A 20521-nucleotide genomic window follows, 5' to 3' on the forward strand; every position below is an offset into this window, starting at 1 on the left:
CAGAAATGAGCCGGTTTCGCAGGGCAGGAGATCGCAGCGTGAGGCTGCGATCTCCCGTTGGTTACGGCAGTTCTCGACTGGCGTAGAAGGCGCTCAGCACTTTCACCAGATGGGCCAGGTCATGGCTGCCGCACAGTTCGCGGATCGAGTGCATGGCGAAGGTCGGCAGGCCGATGTCGACGGTGCGCACGCCCAGATGACTGGCGGTGATCGGGCCGATGGTCGAGCCGCAGCCCATGTCGCTGCGCACCACGAAGCTTTGTACCGGCACTTCTTCGGCCATGCACAGGTGACGGAAGAAACCGGCGGTTTCGCTGTTGGTGGCGTAGCGCTGGTTGCTGTTGACCTTGATCACCGGGCCGGCGTTGAGTTTCGGGCCGTGGTTGGCGTCGTGTTTCTCGGCGTAGTTCGGGTGTACGCCGTGGGCGTTGTCGGCCGAGACCAGCAGGGATTTCTGAATGGTGCGAACGAACTCGTCACCTTCCGGCAGCAGACGGCGCAGGGTCTGTTCCAGCATCGGGCCGTCGGCGCCGCAGGCGGAGCAGGAGCCGACTTCTTCGTGATCGTTGCACACCAGCACGCAGGTTTCTTCGGTGTCGGCGGTCAGCAGGGCTTGCAGACCGGCATAGCAGGACAACAAGTTGTCGAGTCGGGCGCCAGCGATGAAATCACCGTGCAGGCCGATGACCGCTGCGCTCTGGGTGTCGTAGAAACTCAGCTCGTAATCGAGCACTACGTCGGCATTCAACCCGTGTTCGCGGGCCAGTTGATCGGTGAGCACTGCGCGAAAGTCCACACGTTCGTCACCGGCGAACTGCGCGAGAATCGGCGGCAGTTCGGTCTGGGCGTTAATGGCCCAGCCCTGGTTGGCTTCACGGTTGAGGTGAATCGCCAGGTTGGGAATGATCGCGATCGGGGCCTTGAAGTCGATCAATTGGCTCTCGACCTTGCCGTCGCGACGGAAGGTGACGCGACCGGCCAGAGACAGGTCGCGGTCGAACCACGGCGCCAGCAGCGCGCCGCCGTAGACTTCGACACCGAGTTGCCAGAAACCCTGACGTTGCAGTTCAGGTTGCGGCTTGACCCGCAGGCACGGGCTGTCGGTGTGGGCGCCGACCAGACGGATGCCGTCGTGCAGCGGGGAGTTGCGGCCCATCTTGATCGCGACGATCGAGGAGTCGTTACGGGTGACGTAGTAACGGCCATTGGCTTCGGTGTGCCAGGTCTCACGCTCGTCGAGGCGTACATAACCGGCGGCCTCCAGGCGTTGAACAAGGCTGGCGGTGGCGTGGAACGGGGTAGGGGAGGCCTTGAGGAAGTCGATCAGGCCTTGGTTCAACTCTTCGCGCATAAGAAGCTCCAGACAGCAATGGGCGGGAGTTTAACGCATCGGCCTGATGCTTGGGACATGACATGTGCCGCTCGCGTCAGCGAGCGGTGGCCACGCGTTTTTTCAGGTAGCTCATGATGACTTTTTCGTCTTCAGGCTTTTCAGGGCGGGGCAGTTGTTGCGGCCAGTTGCTCTGGTTCAGGAGCTTTTTCTGACGGCTCTTGTCCCAGCGAAGAATCTCCCGCGAGGCACATTCCCACCATTCATGGCGGCAGGCGGTGTAGTACGGATGATCCGGTGCTGCGCTGCCGTACAGCAGATCGCGACCGACCTTGCGCAGGGTGCCGCTCTGGTTGCGCAGCTTCCATTTGATTTTCAGACGCTGCCACGCGGACGGGAACGGCTTGACCCGCGGCACGTCCTTGCACAGATCCACCAGCCGCTGACTGAACTGCTCGCCGTGCTGGGCAAAGAAGAACGCCTGCATCGCGTGGAAAAAGCGTTTTTCCGCGAAGTAGTGATAGACGTATTTGCGGGCCTCGACCACCGGCCGTTTGCGCATGGCGAACGACAGCGCGACTTGTTCGATGGTATGGATCTGGAAACCGTCTGCCGTCCATTCGTCGATCAGGCGGATCGACTGCTCGAACAATGCCCCGTCGCTGTCGGTCACGCCACACAGCCCGCTGTTGTAGAGCTTGAAGCCGTTTTCCGGGGTGATGCCATGGGCACCGAGATCGCGACCGAGCTTCAGGTAGTCGTCGCGCTCGAAGACATCTTTCCAGTCGTATTCGAAGCGATCCATCACCGACTGCTGCGCAGTGATGTGCGGGAACAGGCGATTGGGGTCGCTGGTGAACAGGGTGTCGGTGTCGACGAACAAGGTCTTTTCGGCCAGTTGCAGGCCGGCGGCGATGGCGCAGGCCTTGCGTCGGTGGTGATAGCCGTTGTGGCCCTGCCAGCGAGTCAGTGTCGGTTCGTCGAGCAGCACGGTATCGACCGGCCAGCCTTCATAGTCCTGCGGCCGGTCAGTGAGGATCCTGATCGCCGGGCGTTTGCCGGTCCTGGCCTGGGAGAGGGCGGTCAGGATGCTGAACTTGGCTTCGCGCCGGTAAACATCCTGGTTGCCGTAAATCAGGTAAAGCAGTTGGTGACGGGTCTTCTTGACGGGTGTTGCCAGGGAATCAGTACAACTCATCCGGAACAAAATCCTTTAAAACAGGCGACTGCCAGTCAGGCAGTGCTTAAAACGGAGCCGGGCATTCGAAGCGCAAGCGTTCGCCGGACTGTGGGTGGGTGAAGCTGAGCATGCTGGCGTGCAGGCACAGGCGTGGCCAGGCCGCGAGGGCTTGGGGGTGAGCGTAGAGCCCGTCGCCGAGCAGTGGATGACCGATGGACAGCATGTGCACGCGCAACTGGTGCGAACGGCCGGTGATTGGCGTCAGTTCGACGCGGCACCAGTCGCCGCAACGCTCCAGCACGCGCCAGAAGGTCAGGGCGTGTTTGCCATGTTCGTGATCGACCACGTGGCGCGGTTTGGTCGGCGGGTCGTAGCGCAACGGCAGATCGATGCTGCCGCTGTCCAGTTCCGGCTGACCCCAGGCCAGGGCGGTGTAGGCCTTTTCGGTTTCGCGGTCGTGAAACTGCCGCGACAGTTCGCGGTGGGTGTCCGCGTCGCGGGCCAGCAGGATGATACCCGACGTTTCCCAGTCCAGACGATGGACGATGCGTGCTTCCGGGTAGCCGTTTTCCTGCAGGCGGGTGATCAGGCAGTCCTTGTTGTCGTCGGCGCGTCCGGGCACCGAGAGCAGCAGGGTCGGTTTGTCGACCACCAGCACGGCGGCGTCCTGATGGATGATGCGGATGTTGGACAGCGGCATTAAAACAGCCTCGTAACAAATGCCAACGGCGGCTCAGGGCCCTTCCGGTGTCGGAAGGGCCCTGAGCCGTTGTCGTTCCTGCCGGATCGACTCAGCGATCTGGCAGGGTGATGTTGAGTTCCAGAATCGAGCAACTGCCCTGGCTTTCCAGTGCAACATGTACGTCGTCGTTGCCGATGTTGACGTACTTGCGGATCACGTCCACCAGTTCCTTCTGCAAGGCTGGCAGGTAATCCGGCGTGCTGCGCTGGCCGCGCTCATGCGCCACGATGATCTGTAGACGCTCTTTCGCTACCGAGGCAGTGCTTGGCTTTTTGTTGGCACGAAAGAAGTCAAAAAGGTTCATTACCTACCTCCAAACAGGCGCTCGAAGAATCCCTTCTTCTCGACATCGAGGAACCGGTGTGCTTTGTCTTTGCCCAGCAGGCGGTCGACGGTATCGCTGTAGGCCTGGCCGGCATCGCTCTGGTCGTCGAGGATGACCGGGACGCCCTGGTTGGAAGCCTTGAGCACCGCCTGGGATTCCGGGATCACGCCCAGCAGGGTCACCGAGAGGATTTCCTTGACGTCTTCGACGCCGAGCATTTCGCCCTTTTCAACGCGCTCCGGGTGGTAGCGGGTGATCAGCAGGTGTTCCTTGATCGGGTCTTCGCCACGTTCGGCGCGACGGGATTTGCTGGCCAGCAGGCCGAGCATGCGGTCCGAGTCACGTACCGAAGACACTTCCGGGTTGGTCACGACGATCGCTTCGTCAGCGAAGTACATGGCCAGGTGGGCGCCTTTCTCGATGCCCGCCGGGGAGTCGCAGACCACGAACTCGAATTGTTCCTTGAGCTCCATCAGGACTTTTTCCACGCCTTCGACGGTCAGCGCGTCTTTGTCGCGGGTCTGGCTGGCGGCCAGCACATAGAGGTTTTCCAGGCGCTTGTCTTTGATCAGGGCCTGCTGCAGGTTGGCTTCGCCGTTGACCACGTTGACGAAGTCATACACCACGCGGCGCTCGCAACCCATGATCAGGTCAAGGTTTCGCAAGCCCACGTCGAAGTCGACGATCACTGTTTTGTGGCCGCGCAGAGCGAGGCCGGTACCGATAGCGGCGCTGGTGGTGGTCTTACCCACACCACCCTTGCCGGATGTAACCACGAGAATCTTGGCCAAGGTGTTTCACCCCTAAGGAAGAAGGACTGTTCAGCCCCTGAAAAACATCTCTTGAAAACTACTGCAGTCGGACAGCCTTGGCTGGAATTTGGCTTTTGGCCTTTTTCCTACTTCGTTTGAGCCGTTTTCGCTACGTTTTAGAGATGCTTGGAAAATGCGGCAGTATCCGTTAAAGCCGAATGATGTTCAACACGTCGCCCGACAGGCTGACCTGTACACCCGAACCCCACATCGGATCGCGACGCAGGTCCTCGGAAACCTTGTAGTGGCCTGCGATGGAGATCAGTTCAGCGCTCAATTGCTGACAGAAAATCCGCGCCTTGGTGTCGCCCTTGACCCCGGCCAGCGCACGACCGCGCATCGGGCCGTATACATGGATGTTGCCATCGGCGAGAAGTTCCGCCCCCGGGCTGACCGACGACACCACCACCAGATCGCCACCTTGGGCATAGATCTGTTGGCCACCACGTACTGGCGTAGTGATGATGCGGGTCGGTTTGACGGTCGGCTCCGGCGGCTTTTCCGGCTTCTTCGGAGCAACAGGCTCAGCGGTTTCCAGCGGTCGCTCACGGGCGCCGGACGGCGGCAGTACCGGGATGTCGATGGCGATGGCGGCGGCGATGTCTTCGATGCGGCTGGCGCGGATCGCCAGGGTGCGCAGGCCGTGCTGGCGGCACACGCGCATCAGTCCCGGCAGGTCGACAGCGCCTTCACTTGGCGGCAGTTTGTCCAGCGCCAGAACCAGCGGTGCGTTGCTGAAGAAATTCGGTGCCTGGGCGACTTTGGCGGCCAGTTGCCGATCGAGGCTGTCGAGGTCGTTGCGGGCCAATTCCAGCACGGTAATGGCGAGCATGCTGCCCTTCAGCTGGAACACGGGATCTTGGTCTGGCGATTCGTTTTGGCTCATGTCGGCATACAACGGCTTGTCACTAAAAGTGCCGAGACTTATAACGAGAACGCCCGCCAGCCGCAAGCCGGGCTGAACGATGTAGAATGCGCGGCCACTTATTTACGGAAGCTTTAATGGATCGCCCGCGTTTTCGAAAAGCATTTCTTGCTCCACGCTTCTGGCCGCTCTGGTGCGGCCTGGGGCTGTTGTGGCTGACGGTGCAGTTGCCCTATCCGGCATTGCTGGCCATCGGTCGTTTTCTCGGTGCCCTGATGTATCGCTTCGCAAGCGACCGGCGGCGTATCGCCAAGCGCAATCTGGAACTGTGTTTCCCGGAAAAATCCGCCGCCGAGCGCAAACGCCTGCTCAAGGAAAACTTCGCCTCCACCGGCATCGCGTTCTTTGAAATGGCGATGAGCTGGTGGTGGTCCCGTCAGCGTCTGGCGAAACTGGCCCATGTCGAAGGCCTCGAGCACCTGCAAAAGGCCCAGCGCGAAGGCAAGGGCGTGATTCTGATGGCAGTGCATTTCACGACACTGGAAATCGGCGCGGCGCTGCTCGGCCAGCAGCACACCATCGATGGTATGTACCGCGAGCACAAGAACCCGTTGTTCGACTTCGTTCAGCGTCAGGGCCGTGAGCGGCACAATCTCGATTCGCTGGCGGTGGAGCGCGACGATGTCCGCGGCATGCTCAAGCTGCTGCGTTCCGGGCGTGCGATCTGGTACGCGCCGGATCAGGACTACGGCGCCAAGCAAAGCATCTTCGTGCCGTTGTTCGGCATTCAGGCCGCAACCGTCACCGCCACCAGCAAGTTCGCCCGGCTGGGCAAGGCCCTGGTGGTGCCGTTCACCCAGGAGCGTCTGGCGGACGGCAGCGGCTATCGTCTGGTGATCCATCCGCCGCTGGAAGGGTTTCCGGGCGAAACCGAAGAAGCCGACTGCATCCGCATCAACCAGTGGGTGGAAGGTGTGCTACGCGATTGCCCGGAGCAATACCTGTGGGCGCACCGGCGTTTCAAGAGCCGTCCGCCGGGCGAGCCTAAGCTGTACGCCAAACGTCGTTGATTCACCCCATCCCATAAGCACCACGGAGCGTTGCGATGAGCCCAGCTGAACCGGTCACAGGTTTGATTCTTTCCGGCGGCGGGGCTCGGGCGGCGTATCAGGTGGGGGTGCTGGCGGCAATTGCCGAACTGCTGCCGCTGGGCGCGGACAATCCGTTCCCGGTGATCGTCGGCACATCGGCCGGGGCGATCAACGCGGTCAGCCTGGCCAGCGGTGCGACCGATTTTCGCGCGGCCATCGAGCGTCTGACGCTGTTCTGGCAAGGCTTTCGCAGCCATCGCGTGTTGCGCAGCGACTGGCCGGGGGTGATCCACCAGGCCAGTCGTTTTGTCAGCCACAGCCTGTTGGGCATGGGCAGGCAAGTGCCGGTAGCACTGCTCAACAGTTCGCCGCTGCGCCATCTGCTCAATGAAAAACTGCACATGCCCGGCATCGCCGAGTCCATCGCGCGCAAGCAATTGCACGCGGTGGCGGTAACAGCGTTCGGCTACGAGTCGGGGCAGGCGGTGACCTTCTATCAGGGCGGCGGGACCATCGATTCCTGGCTGCGTCACCGGCGCATCGGTGTGCCGACGCAGTTGTCGGTGGAACACTTGCTGGCCAGTTCGGCGATCCCGCTGTTGTTCGCGCCAGTGAAGATTGGCGATGAATATTTCGGCGATGGCGCGGTGCGGCAATCGGCGCCGATCAGCCCGGCACTGCATCTGGGTGCGAGCCGGGTGCTGGTGGTGGGCGTCAGCGGCAACCCTCGGGGGTTCGATCCGGCACATCCGCTTGAGCGCACTTACACGGGAAAGCAGCCGACACTGGCGCAGATCGGCGGGCACATGCTCAACAGTACCTTCATTGACAGCCTGGAAAGCGATATCGAGCTGCTTCAGCGTCTGAACCAGTTCAGTCACCTGATGCCCGACGGAACGCCGACCCGCGCGCTGGGCGTAGCGCCGGTGGACGTTCTGGTGATTTCGCCGAGCCAGCCGATCGATGAAATCGCGGCGCGGCATCGACAGGAGCTGCCAGCGGCGTTGCGGCTGTTCTTGCGCGGTCCGGGGGCGACCAAGACCAGTGGGGCAGGGGTATTGAGTTACTTGCTGTTCGAGGCCGGGTATTGCAGCGAACTGATCGACCTTGGGCGACGCGATGCCTTGGCCAAGCGCGATGAGCTGTGCCGGTTTTTGGGGATAACCGCGGCGTTGGCTCCCGCTTGAGATTTGTGGTGCCGGCCATTCGCGAGCAAGCCCGCTCCCACATTGGTTTTGTGTCGTTCACAAACCAATGTGGGAGCGGGCTTGCTCGCGAAGGCGTCCCTTCAGACGCCATTGACACCAGGATCAGAAGTGGAACTTCACCAGGAAGCTCGTGGTGCTCTGATCGGTCTTGAAATACTGGCTGTCCTTGATCCCGTACTTGTCCGACCAGTAGTCGTACTCAACACCCACATACAACTGCTTCTCGCCAATGCTCAGCGCCTTGCCCAGGTCGTATTTGACCTGTGGGTTGAAGTGCAGGTTGGCGTGGTAATCGCCTTTGGAGTTGGAGTCGTTGTCGACCACCCAGTCCATGAACCCGTCGATCAGGATGTTCGAGTCGCCGACCGGAATCGTATAGGACCAGACCGGGGTGATCTGCCAGACGTTGTCTCCGGCGCGGGAGCCTTCGGTGTGGCGCTGATAGAAGTTCAGCTGGAAGTAGTCGAAGCCCGGGATCGCCAGGTCAAAGCCTGGACCGATCAGGTACGACTCGGTATCACCCTCACCGAACTCGTAAGTCATGGCCAGCAACACGTCGGTGACCGGACCGAAAGCCAGTTTCTGGTCGAATATCTTGCCGAACGACAGACGCGGGCTGATTTCGCCGTAGTAAGTGTTCGAGCCGACACCGCCGTCATCCTTGCCGTTGTAGAAGATCTTGTCGACGAACAGGAAGTTGTCGCCGTACTTCCAGGCATCGGCGTGTTCGAAGGTGACGGTCTGCTGAATGCGCGGGTTGACCTGGAAATCCTTGCCATAGAGGTAGGTCAGGCTGTTGTTCTGCCATTGCAGCAGGCCGTCGGCCATGGCCTGGCCCCCCGCCAGCATGGTTCCCGCAAGCATCAGGCTGGTGCTCATACGTTTCATTCGGTTGCTCCCAAAGTAGGTGTTCCACGTTTATTTTTTTGAGTCGGCGCTCTGGTGTGGCGCCTTTTTTCGTTGTTGCAAAAATCATCCATCCGGTCAGCTTTAATGCTGTTAGCAAGAGCTGAGCCAAGGCTTTTCGAAAAGCAAAAAAACGCCCGTCGGCTGCTGAAAAACAGTCGACTGAGCGTGTTTTCGGGATGCCTCGGTACTGACTGCGGCCGGGATAAGTTGGCTCGTTGGTCAGGAATTAAATCCGGGCTTTTTTTTAGACCGAATTCAGGAGGCCGCGGAGAATACTGACTCAACGGCCAGGTCTCAAGTGCCCCGCAACAGAGCACCGACGACAGGTAGGGGGCACGGTTGCGGGTCATTTTAGAAGTGCACCTTCACCAGCAGGCTGGCGGTGTTTTGGTTGGTGTCTAAACGGTGGGTGCTTTCGACGCCGTATTTGTTCTTCCAGTAGCTGTATTCGGTGCCGACGTACACCTGCTTCTGGCTCCAGCCGAGGGCTTTGCCCAGGTCGTATTTGATCTGTGGGTTGATGTGCAGGTTGGCGTGATAGGTGCCGCGCGAGTTCTTGTCGTTGTCGACCACCCAGTCGAGGTAGCCATCGATCAACAAATCGGAATTGCCCACGGGAATGCTGTAGGACCAGCCCGGGGTGATCTGCCAGACACCATCGCCCGGGCGCGGGCCTTCGGTCTGGCGGCGGTAGAAATTCAGGGTGAAATAGTTGAAGCCCGGCACTTTCAGGTCGAAACCGGGGCCGATCAGATAGGCCTCGCTCTCGCCTTCGCCGTATTCGTAGGTCATCGCCAGCAGCAGGTCCTTGATCGGGCCGAACTCCAGCTTCTTGTCGAAGATCTTGCCGAACGACAGGCGCGGGCTGAATTCGCCGTAGAAGGCGTGGGGGCCTTTGTTGCGGTCTTCCTGGTCGTTGTAGAAGATCTTGTCGACGAACAGGAAGTTGTCGCCGTACTTCCACTTGTCGGCGTGCTCGAACGTCACCGTCTGCTGGATCGACGGGTTGATCGCGAAGTTCTTGCCGTAGAGGTAGCTCAGGCTGTTCGTCTGCCACAGCAATAAATCGCCGGCCATGGCTTGCGAGGCGGCCAGCAGGCCGCCGCTCAACAACACGTTGGTTTGAGTCCGGATCATCTGTTGCTCCCTCTTGTTTTTATTGTTTGAGGCAGGGCGTTGCTTACCCTGTGGGAGCGGGCTTGCTCGCGAAAGCGGAGGCTCATTCAACAGTGATGGTGACTGACATGACCCTTTCGCGAGCAAGCCCGCTCCCACAAGGGGATTTTTGTGTCGCTGTTAATGTTGGTGTGCGTGGCAGTCGTTGATCGCGGCGCGTTCGGTGCCGCCGAGAATGTTGAACAACAGGTTCAGCGTCAGAGCGCTGAGGGTGGCCATGGCGATCCCGCTGTGGGTGATCGGACTCATCCACAACGGCAGGTGGGCGAAGAACTCCGGACGCACTACCGGGATCAGGCCCATGCCGATGCTCACGGCTACCAGCAATTGATTGCGACGGTCACCAATGTCGGCTTCCTGCAGGATCTTGATACCGGTAGCCGCGACCATGCCGAACATCGCAATCGCCGCACCGCCGAGTACTGCCGGTGGAATCGACGCCACCAGGAACGCCGCTTTCGGCAGCAGGCTCAGGACGATCAGCAAACCGCCGGCGACGATGGTCACCGAACGGCAGCGCACACCGGTCATCTGCACCAAGCCAATGTTCTGCGCGAAGGAGGAGTGGGTGAAGGTGTTGAAGAATCCGGCGAAGAACGACGCGCCGGCATCACACAGCAAGCCCCGGCGCAGCATGCGCGGACAGACTTCCTGGCCGGTGATCTTGCCCAGCGCGAGGAACATCCCGGTGGACTCGACAAAGATGATCACCACCACCAGGCACATCGACAGGATCGGTGCCAGTTCGAACTTCGGCATGCCGAAATGCAGCGGGGTGACGAACTGAACCCATGGCGCACTGGCCATGCCGCTCAGGTCGACCATGCCGATGGCGCCGCAGAGCACGTAGCCCAGGCACATGCCGATCAGCACGGAAATATTGACCCAGAAACCGCGCATGAAGCGGTGGATCAACAGAATGGTGGCCAGCACCAGTGCGGCGATGGCCAGGTAAATCGGTGAACCGAATTGAGCGGCGCCAGCGCCGCCACCGGCCCAGTTCACGGCCACGGGGAACAGTGACAAACCGATCGAGGTGATGACCGTGCCGGTCACCAGGGGCGGGAAGAAGCGCACAACTTTGGACATGAACGGCGCGATGATCATGCCGAAGAACCCGGCGGCGATGGTGGCGCCGAAGATTCCCTGCAGACCGATGCCGGGCATGCCGGCCATGGCGACCATGCTGCCGACGGCGGCGAAACTGGCGCCCATCATCACCGGCATGCGAATGCCCATCGGGCCGATCCCCAGGGACTGCACAATGGTGGCGATGCCGGCGACCAGCAGGTCGGCGTTGATCAGGAAGGCGATTTCTTCACGACTCAGGCCAGCGGCCTGTCCAATGATCAGCGGTACCGCGATGGCGCCGCCGTACATCAGCAGTACATGTTGCAAACCGACCAGGATCAGTTGCAAAAGGGGCAAACGCTGAATGGCGGGTGCGTCGGGGATGCGCGCTTTGGACAGCTCGGACATGCAACACCTCGGATCTTTTTTATTCTTGTGATTGAACAGCTGCCGGGTTGCTCACAGCTGTCCTTTTGCATCAGGTAAACCGCGTTGCGGCTAATCGCAGGCAAGCCAGCTCCCACGGGATTGTGTGAATCCCTGTGGGAGCGGGCTTGCCCGCGATGCTTTTATTGCTTAGTTGGTCCGGGCTCCCTGGGCGATCCATGCACCGATCAGGTCACGTTCCTGCTGGGTCATCTGCGTGATGTTGCCCAGTGGCATGATCTGCGTGGTGATGGCTTGCGCCTGGATCCGCGCCGCGTTCTGGCGGATCTGCTCGGGGGTGTCGAACATCACACCGGCCGGTGCCGCGCTGAACAGCGGGCTGGTCGGTTTGGCCGAATGGCAGACCGCGCAGCGTTCCTGGATCACGTTGTGCACCTTGTCGAACGCAGGACCGGTGTTGGACGCCTGAGCCGGAGCGGCAGCAGGGGCGGCAGAGGCTGCCGGTTGTGCAGCTTCAGCCGGTTTCGCGCCACCACCCAGCGCCGTTTCCGGCAACGGCTGGTACTCGATTTTCGCAGGCGCCTTGGCCACGTCCGGAGCGGTCGACATCGGCGCCGGGCCGGTGACGTACGCCAGACTGATCATGCCCACCGCTGCCACCGGCAGGGTCCAGGCAAACTTGTGGCTGTCGTGACGGGTGTTGAAGTAGTGACGCACCAACACCGCCAACACGGCGATCCCGGCCAGGATCAGCCAGTTGTACTGGCTGCCGTAAGTGCTCGGGAAGTGGTTGCTGATCATGATGAACAGCACCGGCAGGGTGAAGTAGTTGTTGTGACGCGAACGCAGCAGGCCTTTGGCCGGCAGCGCCGGATCCGGCGTGCGGTTCTCGGCAATCGCGGCCACCAGTGCGCGCTGGGCCGGCATGATGATGCGGAACACGTTGCCGACCATGATGGTGCCGATGATCGCGCCGACGTGCAGGTACGCACCACGACCGCTGAACACCTTGCTGAAGCCATACGCCGCGCCGATGATCAGCACGAACAGGATGAAGCCGAGCAGGGCGGGTTTCTTGCCGAGGGGCGAATCGCAGAGGAAGTCGTAGATGAACCAGCCGGCGATCAGCGAACCGATGCCGATAGCCACGCCTTCAGGGCCGGTCAGGCCGCTGCCGGGTGCCACGAGGTAGAGCACGGGGTTGGAGTAGAACACCACGCAAAGGAGCGCGATCCCCGACATCCAGGTGAAATAGGCTTCCCATTTGAACCAGTGCAGGTTCTCCGGCATCGACGGAGGGGCCAGTTTGTATTTTTCCAGGTGATAGATACCGCCGCCGTGGATCGCCCACAGATCACCGGCAAGACCGGTTTTCGGGTTGACGCGGTTGAGGTTGTTCTCCAGCCAGACGAAGTAGAACGACGCGCCGATCCAGGCCACGCCAGTGATCATGTGAACCCAGCGCACGCTCAGGTTCAGCCATTCCAACAGATGTGCTTCCACAGTCTTTACCTCTCGCCTGTCACTCTTGTTGTCGAGTGATCAGACCTTCTCTTATTGGTGGGGGGCGAGGATCAAACGCTCATCCTCTTTGAAAAAATGCTCATCGCAGTTGTTGCCTGTGCCACTGCGATCAACCACCAGGAAGTCATCCCGCTTTTCGATCGTCAGCACCGGGTGGTGCCAGACGCCGCGATGGTAATTGATGCCCTGCCTGCCGTTGGTGACGAAGGCGCGGACCAAGCCTGATACAGGTACATCGCCAAGTGGCGCGACCACGATCAGAAAGGGGTTGCCGAGCAGCGGAATGAAAGCCTGGCTGCCCAGCGGATGGCGTTCCAGCATGCTGACGGTCAGCGGCATGTCCTGCGCGTCGGCGCGGAAGATGCTGATGATCGCGTTGTCCTCAGGCGTCGCGGTTTCGACCGTCGCCAGTTTGTGGAAGCGCATGGTCGAACCGTTGTTGATCATGAAGTGATCGCTGCCGTCGGTTTCGATTACGTCACCGAAAGGGGCGAAGGCTTCTTTGGTCAGCGGTTCAATCGTCAGTGTGCGCATGCTGTTCTTCTTATCCGAATTCTGTGTTGTTGGTTCTGTTGCTATCGCTGGCAGGCCAGCTCCCACATCTGGGATACATTCCCTTGTGGGAGCCAGCCTGCTGGCGATCGGGTTCAGCGCTTATTTAGCGACCTTGCCCAATACGCGCAGGCGGCTCACACCACCATCCGGGAACACGTTCAGACGGATGTGGGTGATCGGGCCCAGCGCCTTGATCTGCTCGACGAAGGTGTGTTCGGCGTGCATTTCCAGCTTCTGGCTCGGCAGCAGTTCGCGCCAGAACAGCGACTGGGTTTCGATCTGGCTGTCGGTGCCGCCCTTGACGAACGCGCCCTGGATCGAGCAGGTGTCCGGGTAGTTGCCCTTGAAGTGCAGGGTGTCGACGATGATTTTTTCGATCTCGCCCGGGTGGCCCAGTGCGACGATCACCCAGTCATTGCCTGGCGTGCGACGACGTGCGGTTTCCCAGCCGTCGCCCATGTTGATGCCACGGCCCGGGTTGAGGATGTTGCTCATGCGGCCGAAGTGTTCGTCGGAGCAGGCGAGGGCGCGGCCACCGTTGAGGGCTGCAGCCAGGTCGACTTGCTCGTTGTCGCCAACTGCCGACCAGTCGCGGAACGGAATGCCGTACACGCGCAGACGGGCAACGCCGCCATCCGGGTAGATGTTGAAGCGCAGGTGGCTGAACGCCTTGTCGTTGTTGATTTCGTGGTAGTGGTGGCTGTTGCCTTGCAGCTCGACGGCCGACAGCACTTCAGTCCACTGGGTGTTTTCGTCCGGCTCGCCCGACGCCAGGAAGCAGGCTTCCAGCGAGGCCGATGGCGGGAAGTTGCCGGTGAAGAATGAAGTGTCGATGTCCACGCCTTTGATCGAACCCGGTACGCCCAGGCGGATCACCGCGCTGTCGTAGCCTTCGAAGCGCTTGCGGCGCGATTCCCAGCCGTCCATCCACTTGCCGTTGTCATCGAACACGCCCTCCTTCCACACGGCCGGGGTCGGCTGAAACAGACGATTGGCGTCTGCAAACCAGTCATCGGTGACCGAGATGATTTTGGTGCCCAGACGGGCATCGGCCAGGTTGACGAACTTCTCGAAAGGTACGGCGTAAGCTTTCATTCTTCTTGTCTGCCTTTAAATAAGTGGCTTGGGATGCTTGCAGGGCCCTGGGAAACACAAGCGTTCTAGAGGTTTCTCGGGCCAGGCTCGCTAGAGAGTCAGTAATCGGAACAGGGCGATCTTGTTGATCTCCGCCAGCGCACATTTGAACTCGGTGTCGACCGGGTTGTGAATGCGCGTTTCGAACGCCGCGAGGATCTGATGCCGGTTGCTGCCTTTTACCGCCATGATGAAGGGAAACTTGAACTTGGCCTTGTAGGCGTCGTTCAGCTCGGTGAAGCGCTGGAACTCTTCGGCCGTGCATTGGTGAATACCGGCGCCAGCCTGTTCATGGGTGCTGGCTTCGGTCAACTCGCCCTGGACGGCAGCTTTGCCGGCCAGGTCCGGGTGAGCGTTGATCAGTGCCAGCTGACTGGCGTGATCGGCGCTCAACAGGATGTCGCTCATGCGCTGGTGCAGGGTTTCGATCTGATCGATCGAGGCGTCCTGGCCCAGGTCGAAGGCCTTCTCGGCCACCCATGGCGAATGTTCGTAGATGTCGGCGAAAGCTTTGACGAAGGCGTCGCGGCTCAGGGTCGACGGTTGCAGGGTTTGAAAGGTGCTCATTTGGCAGCCCCTTGGTACGGGTGGGTTTCGTGCCAGTGACGTGCGATGTCGACGCGGCGGCTGAACCACACCTGCTCATGACTTTTAGCGTATTCGATAAAGCGCTTGAGCGACGCCAGGCGCGCCGGACGGCCGATCAGGCGGCAGTGCAGGCCGATCGACAGCATCTTCGGTGCTTCGGCGCCTTCGGCGTAGAGCACGTCGAACGCATCTTTGAGGTATTCGAAGAAGTCGTCGCCCTTGTTGAAACCCTGGACCTGGGTGAAGCGCATGTCGTTGGTGTCCAGGGTGTAAGGAATCACCAGGTGCGGCTTGCCGGTCGGGTTGTTCGGTTCCCAGTAGGGCAGGTCGTCGTCGTAGGTGTCGCAGTCGTAGAGGAAACCGCCTTCTTCCATCACCAGACGACGGGTGTTCGGGCCGGTGCGACCGGTGTACCAGCCCAGCGGGCGCTCGCCGGTGAGTTCGGTGAGGATGCGGATCGCTTCGAGCATGTGCTCGCGTTCCTGCGCTTCGTCCATGTACTGGTAGTCGATCCAGCGGTAGCCGTGGCTGCAGATCTCGTGACCGGCCTCGACCATCGCGCGGATCACGTCCGGGTGGCGCTGGGCGGCCATGGCCACGGCGAAGATGGTCAGCGGAATGTCGAATTCCTTGAACAGTTTCAGAATCCGCCAGACGCCGGCACGGCTGCCATACTCGTAAAGCGATTCCATGCTCATGTTGCGCGCGCCTTGCAGAGGCTGGGCGGCGACCATTTCCGAGAGGAAGGCTTCCGATTCTTTGTCGCCGTGCAGGATGTTGCGCTCGCCGCCTTCTTCGTAATTGAGTACGAACGACAGGGCGATCCGGGCATTGCCCGGCCAGTGTGGGTGAGGAGGGTTACTGCCGTAACCGATCAGGTCGCGTGGGTAGTCAGCGCTCACTGCAGTCTTCCTTCTTATTCGTTGACAGATTGTGTGGCGCCCTGAAGTTTGGATGGCAGGCTGGCGTCACAGCGATGGGCTGATTGTATACAACTTTATTCTCAATTTGTAAGCCTGAATTTTCGCATTTTTCACCGGCCGTCATCTTTTGCTGTTAATGGCGTGAACCTGCAAGAAACCTGCCTGACCAGTCAGCTAGTGGATGGAGGGTTCAATGAATGCAAGGTTGAAGGGCAAACCACCGGGAAATTCAAGGATGGCGGCGGTGGAAGGAAAAATGTCGTTTTTATTGTGTACAATTTTTTTGAAAAGTGTCTTAATCAATCGCTCGCCGCAGCTTTTCGTGCTCCGAAACGGTGCGGTCTCCTTTTCAACTGACTTCGGGAGGCGCGAAGTCTGACTGCTCCACGCAGGCAGGCGCGCAGAATCAATGGGACGTTTGACAACACACGTTTTGGACGCTGCACACGGTTGCCCGGGCAGCTCGATCAAGATCGAGCTGTACCGCGTTGAAGGTTCGCACCTGGAATTGGTTGCCAGTGCGCTTACCAACAGCGATGGCCGGGTCGACGCGCCGCTGCTGCAAGGCGATGACTACCGTACCGGTGTCTATCAGGTCCAGTTCCACGCCGGCGATTACTACCGCGCCCGTGGCGTCCAGTTGCCGGAGCCGGCATTCCTGGACGTGGTGGTGCTGCGGTTCGGCATCTCTGCCGAACAGGATCACTACCACGTACCGTTGCTGATCTCGCCTTACAGCTATTCCACCTACCGGGGCAGCTGACCCCCAAGCTGCTGCCCCTGCCGGGAAGCGACTGCGCATATAGCTTCTTTGGTCTTTCGCCCGCTCACACTGCGGGCTTTTTTTCGTCTTGCCAAAAGCATCCCTGATTACAGGTCGGCAAGCGTTCCGAGCCTCGACTCATCATCCCTGACGATGAAAATGCTGTCCGGTTGCGAAGCATGAATCTGAGAGCCACCCTTGAGCCACACCAGTCTGTTTTCAGCGTGTGCCTGGAGCATTTCCTGCAAAGCCGGGTATCCGACCTGGGTGTTCAACCGGGCTTCGCTGGCATCAGGAGCGGAATTCAGAGGTTGATGAATTTTCTTGCCCCTGACGCGATGCAGGCTGATGAAAAAGACAAAGGGATGATTCTCCCGGCGAAATACCAAGGCTGGAAAGGAAGTTGAAGGCGTTGGCGTGAAGACATCATAGCCCTGGCGATTCAGGATATTGGCCATGAGCCGCTTGAGGTCAACGCCTGACTGCGTCGCTTTGAAATAATCCCACTCTTGCCTTGTCAGGGCGAAGTCAAGCCGCTGCAGAGGGCCTTCCGGGGTCAGGGTTGGCAATTCCAGGGTGCGGCCGAGCCCTGGCATAGCGCTGGATGTTGCCAGCGTCGGCAGCATCAGTAATGGATCGGCCAGTGACGGATGGGGCGTGCTGTTACCGCGTTTCCAATCGTTGAACGTTTGCCTGAGGCGAGTCAAACCCACGCCGGTTGCCATATCCCCATCGTTGGCCAGGCCGAATTGATGTCTGGCCACCTTGTTCACCGAGGTATACGACAACAGCGGAAAATAAGTGGCGATGTACTGCGTCAGCGGGTGTTGAAAGGGCAGGTTCGGATCGACCTCCCACTGATTGGCGGGCGGAACACGGATCGCACCTCTGGGTTGCTGCATCAGGTCGGTGCCGAGGATGCGTTCCATGTAGTCGAAGTCATACATCCAGTGTTCCGGATTCTTGATGTAAACGATCGGGTGATCCGGGTCGCTACCGTGCGGCACAAGCAGAAACCGGATGCCATCGACTTCAATGCCGCCGATGGATGTATCCCGGGGTGGCGCATCCCATTTTTTCCAGGGGTCGGACCATTCATTACCCGTCGAGGTGGAAGAACGTTTGGGCGCGACAACCTCTTGCGGATCATCATCCGTGCTTCGCAGCCGCTTGAGCGTTAATCTGGAATCGCTGCCGCTGGCGCCCTCGTCGATGGGTTTCACGCGCCAGGTGAGGGTGCCTTCCACCCGTTCGACTCGTGGACCGGAAGGTCTGTAGTCGCTGTTCAATCTGGCCCGGAAATGATTCTCCGCATCAATGCCCAGCAACACGGTCCCCCCTTCCTGAAGATCCACGAAATGCCTTTGCGTCCCGAGTTCCCGAATGCCGGAAAGCTCATTCGGCGCCGGAAGCCTGGATAGCTGATTGGGGGGGAGAAAATAGTGTTCGATCGGTGCATGGACCACGACAGGGGTGATGTGGGTCTCGGCCGGAAGGTCGACGATCTCCAAAGGTACAGGTCGGGAGGAAGATGATTGAACAGCGGTCCCGGGGGGATCGACAGGTACTCGCTCTTCGCCATGGGGAGCGATGTTCAGCGGCAGCCTGTGGAGTGCCGGAGGCCCGACGTCGGGAAGGTTGAAGGGCGTGTCGGGGGAGGTGGTTGATGCACCGGGTTTTATCGGGCGTTTGGGGCTCATGGGTATTTCACTCGCAAGGTCGATTCACGTTGGTCTGGCCAGAAGAGGCCGGATGTTCGGTGAATCAACGCTGCGAAGTGCGGTACATATATCTATTCGTGAGGTGAAATGTTGCCGGGCATCACCCGTTCTCGACGAACTTAGTGACTGCTCAGCAATGAGGCCGCACCTGCGCCACCAAACAATCCGGCACTGATACGGTTGAACCAGCTCTGGCCCTTGCCGCTGCGCAGGTAGCGTGCCGCACCGTGGGCGCCGAGGCCGTAGGTCAGCTTGCAGAGCAGGTCGAGCAGCGTCCAGGTCACAATCATCACCAGCAGTTGTGGCACAAACGGTTGTTCGGTGCTGAGGAACTGCGGCAGAAACGCGGCGAAGAACAGGATATCTTTTGGATTGCTGGCGCCCAGTACAAAGGCTCGCCCGAACAGTGCGCGAAAGCGCGGAGCCGGCGCTGAGTGTGGAACCTGGGCCCCGACTGATGGTTGACGCGATTGCTGCCAGCTCTGCCAGGCGAGGTAGAACAGATACAGCGCACCGACGATTTTCAGCGCGCTGAAGAGTTTTTCCGATGCCAGCAACAGGGCGCCCAGTCCCAGGGCCGAAGCGCTGAGCAGGCATATCGACGCGCTTACGCCACCCAGGAAGGCCGGGTATGAGCGGCGCAGACCGTAATTCAGACTGTTGCTGATCATCAGCAACGACAGTGGCCCCGGAATCAGGATCACCACCAGCGCAGCGCCGCTGAACAGCAGCCAGGTTTCCAGACTCATCACGTTCTCCCTTTTATCGTTATCAAGAATGTGCAAAAGCCCCACCCGGCAGGGTGAGGCTGTTTTGAAGCGTGAACCGCGTGTCGCTTACAGGAAGATGAACTTGGCGATGAAGATCGCGCAGAGCACCCACAGACTGACGGAAATCTCTTTGTATTTACCGGTGCCGGCCTTCAGCGCGACATAGGTAATGAAGCCCAGCGCGATGCCGTCGGCGACCGAGAAGGTCAGTGGCATCATGATCGCGGTAACGATGGCCGGAATGCTGTCGGTCGCTTCGTCCCATTCGATGTGCGCCATGCCGCCCATCATCAGCATCGCTACATAGATCAGCGCGCCAGCGGTGGCATAGGCGGGAATCATGCCTGCCAGCGGTGCGAAGAACATCGCGGCTATAAATAGCACACCGACGGTCACTGCGGTAAGACCAGTCCGACCACCAGCGGCTACACCCGCGGCACTTTCCACGTAGCTGGTGACCGGCGGTACACCGACGACCGCACCAAATACGCTGGAGGCGGAGTCTGCTTTCATGGCGCGAGAGAGGTTTTCGATGCGGCCGTCAGCCCCCACTAGATTGGCACGCTGGGCGACGCCCATCAGGGTGCCGGCGGTGTCGAACATGTGCACAAAGAGGAAGGCGAGCACCACGCTGATCATGCTGACGTTGAACACGCCGGCAACGTTCATGGCCATGAAGGTCGGCGCCAGGCTTGGCGGAGTCGACATGATGCCTGAGTAGTGCACGATGCCCAGGCCCCAGCCGGCCAGGGTCACGGTAATAATGCTGATGAGGATTGCGCCGAATACCCTGTGGTAGCTGAGGATCGCGATCATCAGGAAGCAGATGGCGGCGAGCAGCGGGCCGGGTTCACGCAGCGAGCCGAGTTTGATCAGGGTGGCCGGGCTATCGACGACGATGCCAGCAGTTTTCAGGCCGATCAGCCCGAGGAACAGGCCAACACCGGCACCCATCGCAAAGCGCAGGCTGACCGGGATGCTGTTAAGCAGCCATTCGCGAATCCGCGAAAAGGTCAGGATCATGAACAGCACGCCCGAAACGAACACCGCACCGAGGGCGGTTTCCCAGTTGTAACCCATGGTGCCGACCACGGTGTAGGTGAAGAATGCGTTGAGGCCCATGCCCGGCGCCAGGCCTACCGGCCAGTTGGCGTAGAGACCCATCAGCAGGCAACCCAGCGCGGCGGCGATACAGGTGGCGACGAAGGCTGCACCGTGATCGATCCCGGCATCGGCCATGATGTTCGGGTTGACGAAAATGATGTAGGCCATGGTGATGAAGGTTGTCAGACCGGCGATCAGCTCGGTCTTCACCGTGGTGCCATGCAAGCTGAGTTTAAAGAGGCGCTCAAGCAGGCCATTGCGTAACGGCGGCGAGAGTTCCAGCGTCGATGCTTCGGATTTGCGGCTTTCCACAGCGAGTACTCCTCAAGAGTTTTATTGTTAT

21 protein-coding genes are annotated in these 20521 nt (G+C 60.1%); 3 read left to right on the forward strand and 18 right to left on the reverse strand.

Features of this window, described 5'->3' with window-relative positions; all coding sequences use genetic code 11:
* Positions 1-61: 61 nt before the first annotated feature.
* The 6 genes from NE357_RS08650 to minC form a co-directional block, all read right to left on the reverse strand.
* A complete protein-coding gene (locus NE357_RS08650) occupies positions 62-1351 on the reverse strand; it encodes a M18 family aminopeptidase (RefSeq protein ID WP_007960074.1) in 1290 nt (429 codons plus the stop codon).
* 76 nt (positions 1352-1427) lie between these two features.
* Positions 1428-2528, reverse strand: coding sequence for a hypothetical protein (locus tag NE357_RS08655; RefSeq protein ID WP_169429505.1), 1101 nt, complete (start codon positions 2526-2528; stop codon positions 1428-1430).
* Between the two features lie 46 nt (positions 2529-2574).
* The gene (locus NE357_RS08660; protein WP_169429506.1) at positions 2575-3210 is read right to left on the reverse strand and encodes an RluA family pseudouridine synthase; all 636 of its coding nucleotides are present in this window, start codon (positions 3208-3210) and stop codon (positions 2575-2577) included.
* 91 nt (positions 3211-3301) lie between these two features.
* Positions 3302-3556, reverse strand: coding sequence for a cell division topological specificity factor MinE (minE, locus tag NE357_RS08665; RefSeq protein ID WP_003223146.1), 255 nt, complete (start codon positions 3554-3556; stop codon positions 3302-3304).
* Entirely contained in the window at positions 3556-4368 is an 813-nt protein-coding gene (gene minD, locus NE357_RS08670; RefSeq protein WP_096822931.1) for a septum site-determining protein MinD, read from the reverse strand. The genes minE and minD overlap by 1 nt, the downstream gene beginning before the upstream one ends.
* Before the next feature lie 169 nt (positions 4369-4537).
* The gene (minC, locus tag NE357_RS08675; protein ID WP_169429507.1) at positions 4538-5275 is read right to left on the reverse strand and encodes a septum site-determining protein MinC; all 738 of its coding nucleotides are present in this window, start codon (positions 5273-5275) and stop codon (positions 4538-4540) included.
* 116 nt (positions 5276-5391) lie between these two features.
* Between minC and NE357_RS08680 the strand changes: the two genes are divergently transcribed.
* Positions 5392-6324 (forward strand): lipid A biosynthesis lauroyl acyltransferase, encoded by a 933-nt coding sequence (locus NE357_RS08680; RefSeq protein WP_169429508.1) that lies wholly within the window; start codon positions 5392-5394, stop codon positions 6322-6324.
* A gap of 35 nt (positions 6325-6359) precedes the next feature.
* Positions 6360-7532 (forward strand): patatin-like phospholipase family protein, encoded by a 1173-nt coding sequence (locus NE357_RS08685; protein ID WP_169429509.1) that lies wholly within the window; start codon positions 6360-6362, stop codon positions 7530-7532.
* A 123-nt stretch (positions 7533-7655) separates the two neighbouring features.
* Here NE357_RS08685 and NE357_RS08690 read toward each other — a convergent pair whose 3' ends face one another.
* From NE357_RS08690 to puuE, 9 genes are all read right to left on the reverse strand, one after another.
* Entirely contained in the window at positions 7656-8441 is a 786-nt protein-coding gene (locus NE357_RS08690) for an outer membrane protein OmpK (protein ID WP_169429510.1), read from the reverse strand.
* Positions 8438-8812 carry a hypothetical protein gene (locus tag NE357_RS08695; RefSeq protein WP_169429511.1) on the reverse strand — a complete coding sequence of 125 codons (375 nt, stop codon included), beginning with the start codon at positions 8810-8812 and terminating at the stop codon, positions 8438-8440. The genes NE357_RS08690 and NE357_RS08695 overlap by 4 nt, the downstream gene beginning before the upstream one ends.
* Position 8813: 1 nt before the next feature.
* Complete coding sequence (locus NE357_RS08700) at positions 8814-9599, reverse strand: outer membrane protein OmpK (RefSeq protein ID WP_169429512.1); 786 nt, start codon at positions 9597-9599, stop codon at positions 8814-8816.
* Positions 9600-9758: 159 nt separating this feature from the next.
* Positions 9759-11117 carry a nucleobase:cation symporter-2 family protein gene (locus NE357_RS08705; RefSeq protein ID WP_169429513.1) on the reverse strand — a complete coding sequence of 453 codons (1359 nt, stop codon included), beginning with the start codon at positions 11115-11117 and terminating at the stop codon, positions 9759-9761.
* Positions 11118-11285: 168 nt separating this feature from the next.
* Positions 11286-12599 (reverse strand): urate hydroxylase PuuD, encoded by a 1314-nt coding sequence (locus NE357_RS08710; protein WP_169429514.1) that lies wholly within the window; start codon positions 12597-12599, stop codon positions 11286-11288.
* 51 nt (positions 12600-12650) lie between these two features.
* Entirely contained in the window at positions 12651-13154 is a 504-nt protein-coding gene (locus tag NE357_RS08715; protein ID WP_027613342.1) for an ureidoglycolate lyase, read from the reverse strand.
* 120 nt (positions 13155-13274) lie between these two features.
* Positions 13275-14270 (reverse strand): allantoicase, encoded by a 996-nt coding sequence (gene alc, locus NE357_RS08720; RefSeq protein ID WP_169429515.1) that lies wholly within the window; start codon positions 14268-14270, stop codon positions 13275-13277.
* 90 nt (positions 14271-14360) lie between these two features.
* Positions 14361-14876, reverse strand: a complete 516-nt coding sequence (uraD, locus tag NE357_RS08725; RefSeq protein ID WP_064594598.1) for a 2-oxo-4-hydroxy-4-carboxy-5-ureidoimidazoline decarboxylase — start codon at positions 14874-14876, stop codon at positions 14361-14363.
* Entirely contained in the window at positions 14873-15799 is a 927-nt protein-coding gene (gene puuE, locus NE357_RS08730) for an allantoinase PuuE (RefSeq protein WP_039769896.1), read from the reverse strand. The genes uraD and puuE overlap by 4 nt, the downstream gene beginning before the upstream one ends.
* Before the next feature lie 430 nt (positions 15800-16229).
* Here puuE and uraH point away from each other — a divergent pair, with 430 nt between their 5' ends.
* Positions 16230-16583 carry a hydroxyisourate hydrolase gene (uraH, locus tag NE357_RS08735; protein ID WP_169429516.1) on the forward strand — a complete coding sequence of 118 codons (354 nt, stop codon included), beginning with the start codon at positions 16230-16232 and terminating at the stop codon, positions 16581-16583.
* Positions 16584-16690: 107 nt separating this feature from the next.
* Here the strand turns inward: uraH and NE357_RS08740 are convergent, their stop codons facing one another.
* From NE357_RS08740 to NE357_RS08750, 3 genes are all read right to left on the reverse strand, one after another.
* The gene (locus NE357_RS08740; RefSeq protein ID WP_169429517.1) at positions 16691-18283 is read right to left on the reverse strand and encodes a hypothetical protein; all 1593 of its coding nucleotides are present in this window, start codon (positions 18281-18283) and stop codon (positions 16691-16693) included.
* 140 nt (positions 18284-18423) lie between these two features.
* Positions 18424-19053 carry a LysE family translocator gene (locus NE357_RS08745; protein WP_169429518.1) on the reverse strand — a complete coding sequence of 210 codons (630 nt, stop codon included), beginning with the start codon at positions 19051-19053 and terminating at the stop codon, positions 18424-18426.
* An 87-nt stretch (positions 19054-19140) separates the two neighbouring features.
* Positions 19141-20490 carry an NCS2 family permease gene (locus tag NE357_RS08750; protein ID WP_114881997.1) on the reverse strand — a complete coding sequence of 450 codons (1350 nt, stop codon included), beginning with the start codon at positions 20488-20490 and terminating at the stop codon, positions 19141-19143.
* Between the last annotated feature and the right edge of the window lie 31 nt (positions 20491-20521).

The organism is Pseudomonas sp. G7(2022) (assembly GCF_052660475.1).

Bases quoted from the DNA above. Each gene is read 5' to 3' on its own strand.
- NE357_RS08655 (WP_169429505.1), bottom strand. From the start codon at position 2,528: ATGAGTTGTACTGATTCCCTGGCAACACCCGTCAAGAAGACCCGTCAC.
- NE357_RS08740 (WP_169429517.1), bottom strand. From the start codon at position 18,283: ATGAGCCCCAAACGCCCGATAAAACCCGGTGCATCAACCACCTCCCCC.
- uraH (WP_169429516.1), top strand. From the start codon at position 16,230: ATGGGACGTTTGACAACACACGTTTTGGACGCTGCACACGGTTGCCCG.
- alc (WP_169429515.1), bottom strand. From the start codon at position 14,270: ATGAAAGCTTACGCCGTACCTTTCGAGAAGTTCGTCAACCTGGCCGAT.
- NE357_RS08745 (WP_169429518.1), bottom strand. From the start codon at position 19,053: ATGAGTCTGGAAACCTGGCTGCTGTTCAGCGGCGCTGCGCTGGTGGTG.
- NE357_RS08660 (WP_169429506.1), bottom strand. From the start codon at position 3,210: ATGCCGCTGTCCAACATCCGCATCATCCATCAGGACGCCGCCGTGCTG.
- NE357_RS08690 (WP_169429510.1), bottom strand. From the start codon at position 8,441: ATGAAACGTATGAGCACCAGCCTGATGCTTGCGGGAACCATGCTGGCG.
- minC (WP_169429507.1), bottom strand. From the start codon at position 5,275: ATGAGCCAAAACGAATCGCCAGACCAAGATCCCGTGTTCCAGCTGAAG.
- NE357_RS08705 (WP_169429513.1), bottom strand. From the start codon at position 11,117: ATGTCCGAGCTGTCCAAAGCGCGCATCCCCGACGCACCCGCCATTCAG.
- NE357_RS08715 (WP_027613342.1), bottom strand. From the start codon at position 13,154: ATGCGCACACTGACGATTGAACCGCTGACCAAAGAAGCCTTCGCCCCT.
- NE357_RS08685 (WP_169429509.1), top strand. From the start codon at position 6,360: ATGAGCCCAGCTGAACCGGTCACAGGTTTGATTCTTTCCGGCGGCGGG.
- NE357_RS08680 (WP_169429508.1), top strand. From the start codon at position 5,392: ATGGATCGCCCGCGTTTTCGAAAAGCATTTCTTGCTCCACGCTTCTGG.
- NE357_RS08650 (WP_007960074.1), bottom strand. From the start codon at position 1,351: ATGCGCGAAGAGTTGAACCAAGGCCTGATCGACTTCCTCAAGGCCTCC.
- NE357_RS08695 (WP_169429511.1), bottom strand. From the start codon at position 8,812: ATGACCCGCAACCGTGCCCCCTACCTGTCGTCGGTGCTCTGTTGCGGG.
- NE357_RS08700 (WP_169429512.1), bottom strand. From the start codon at position 9,599: ATGATCCGGACTCAAACCAACGTGTTGTTGAGCGGCGGCCTGCTGGCC.
- uraD (WP_064594598.1), bottom strand. From the start codon at position 14,876: ATGAGCACCTTTCAAACCCTGCAACCGTCGACCCTGAGCCGCGACGCC.
- minE (WP_003223146.1), bottom strand. From the start codon at position 3,556: ATGAACCTTTTTGACTTCTTTCGTGCCAACAAAAAGCCAAGCACTGCC.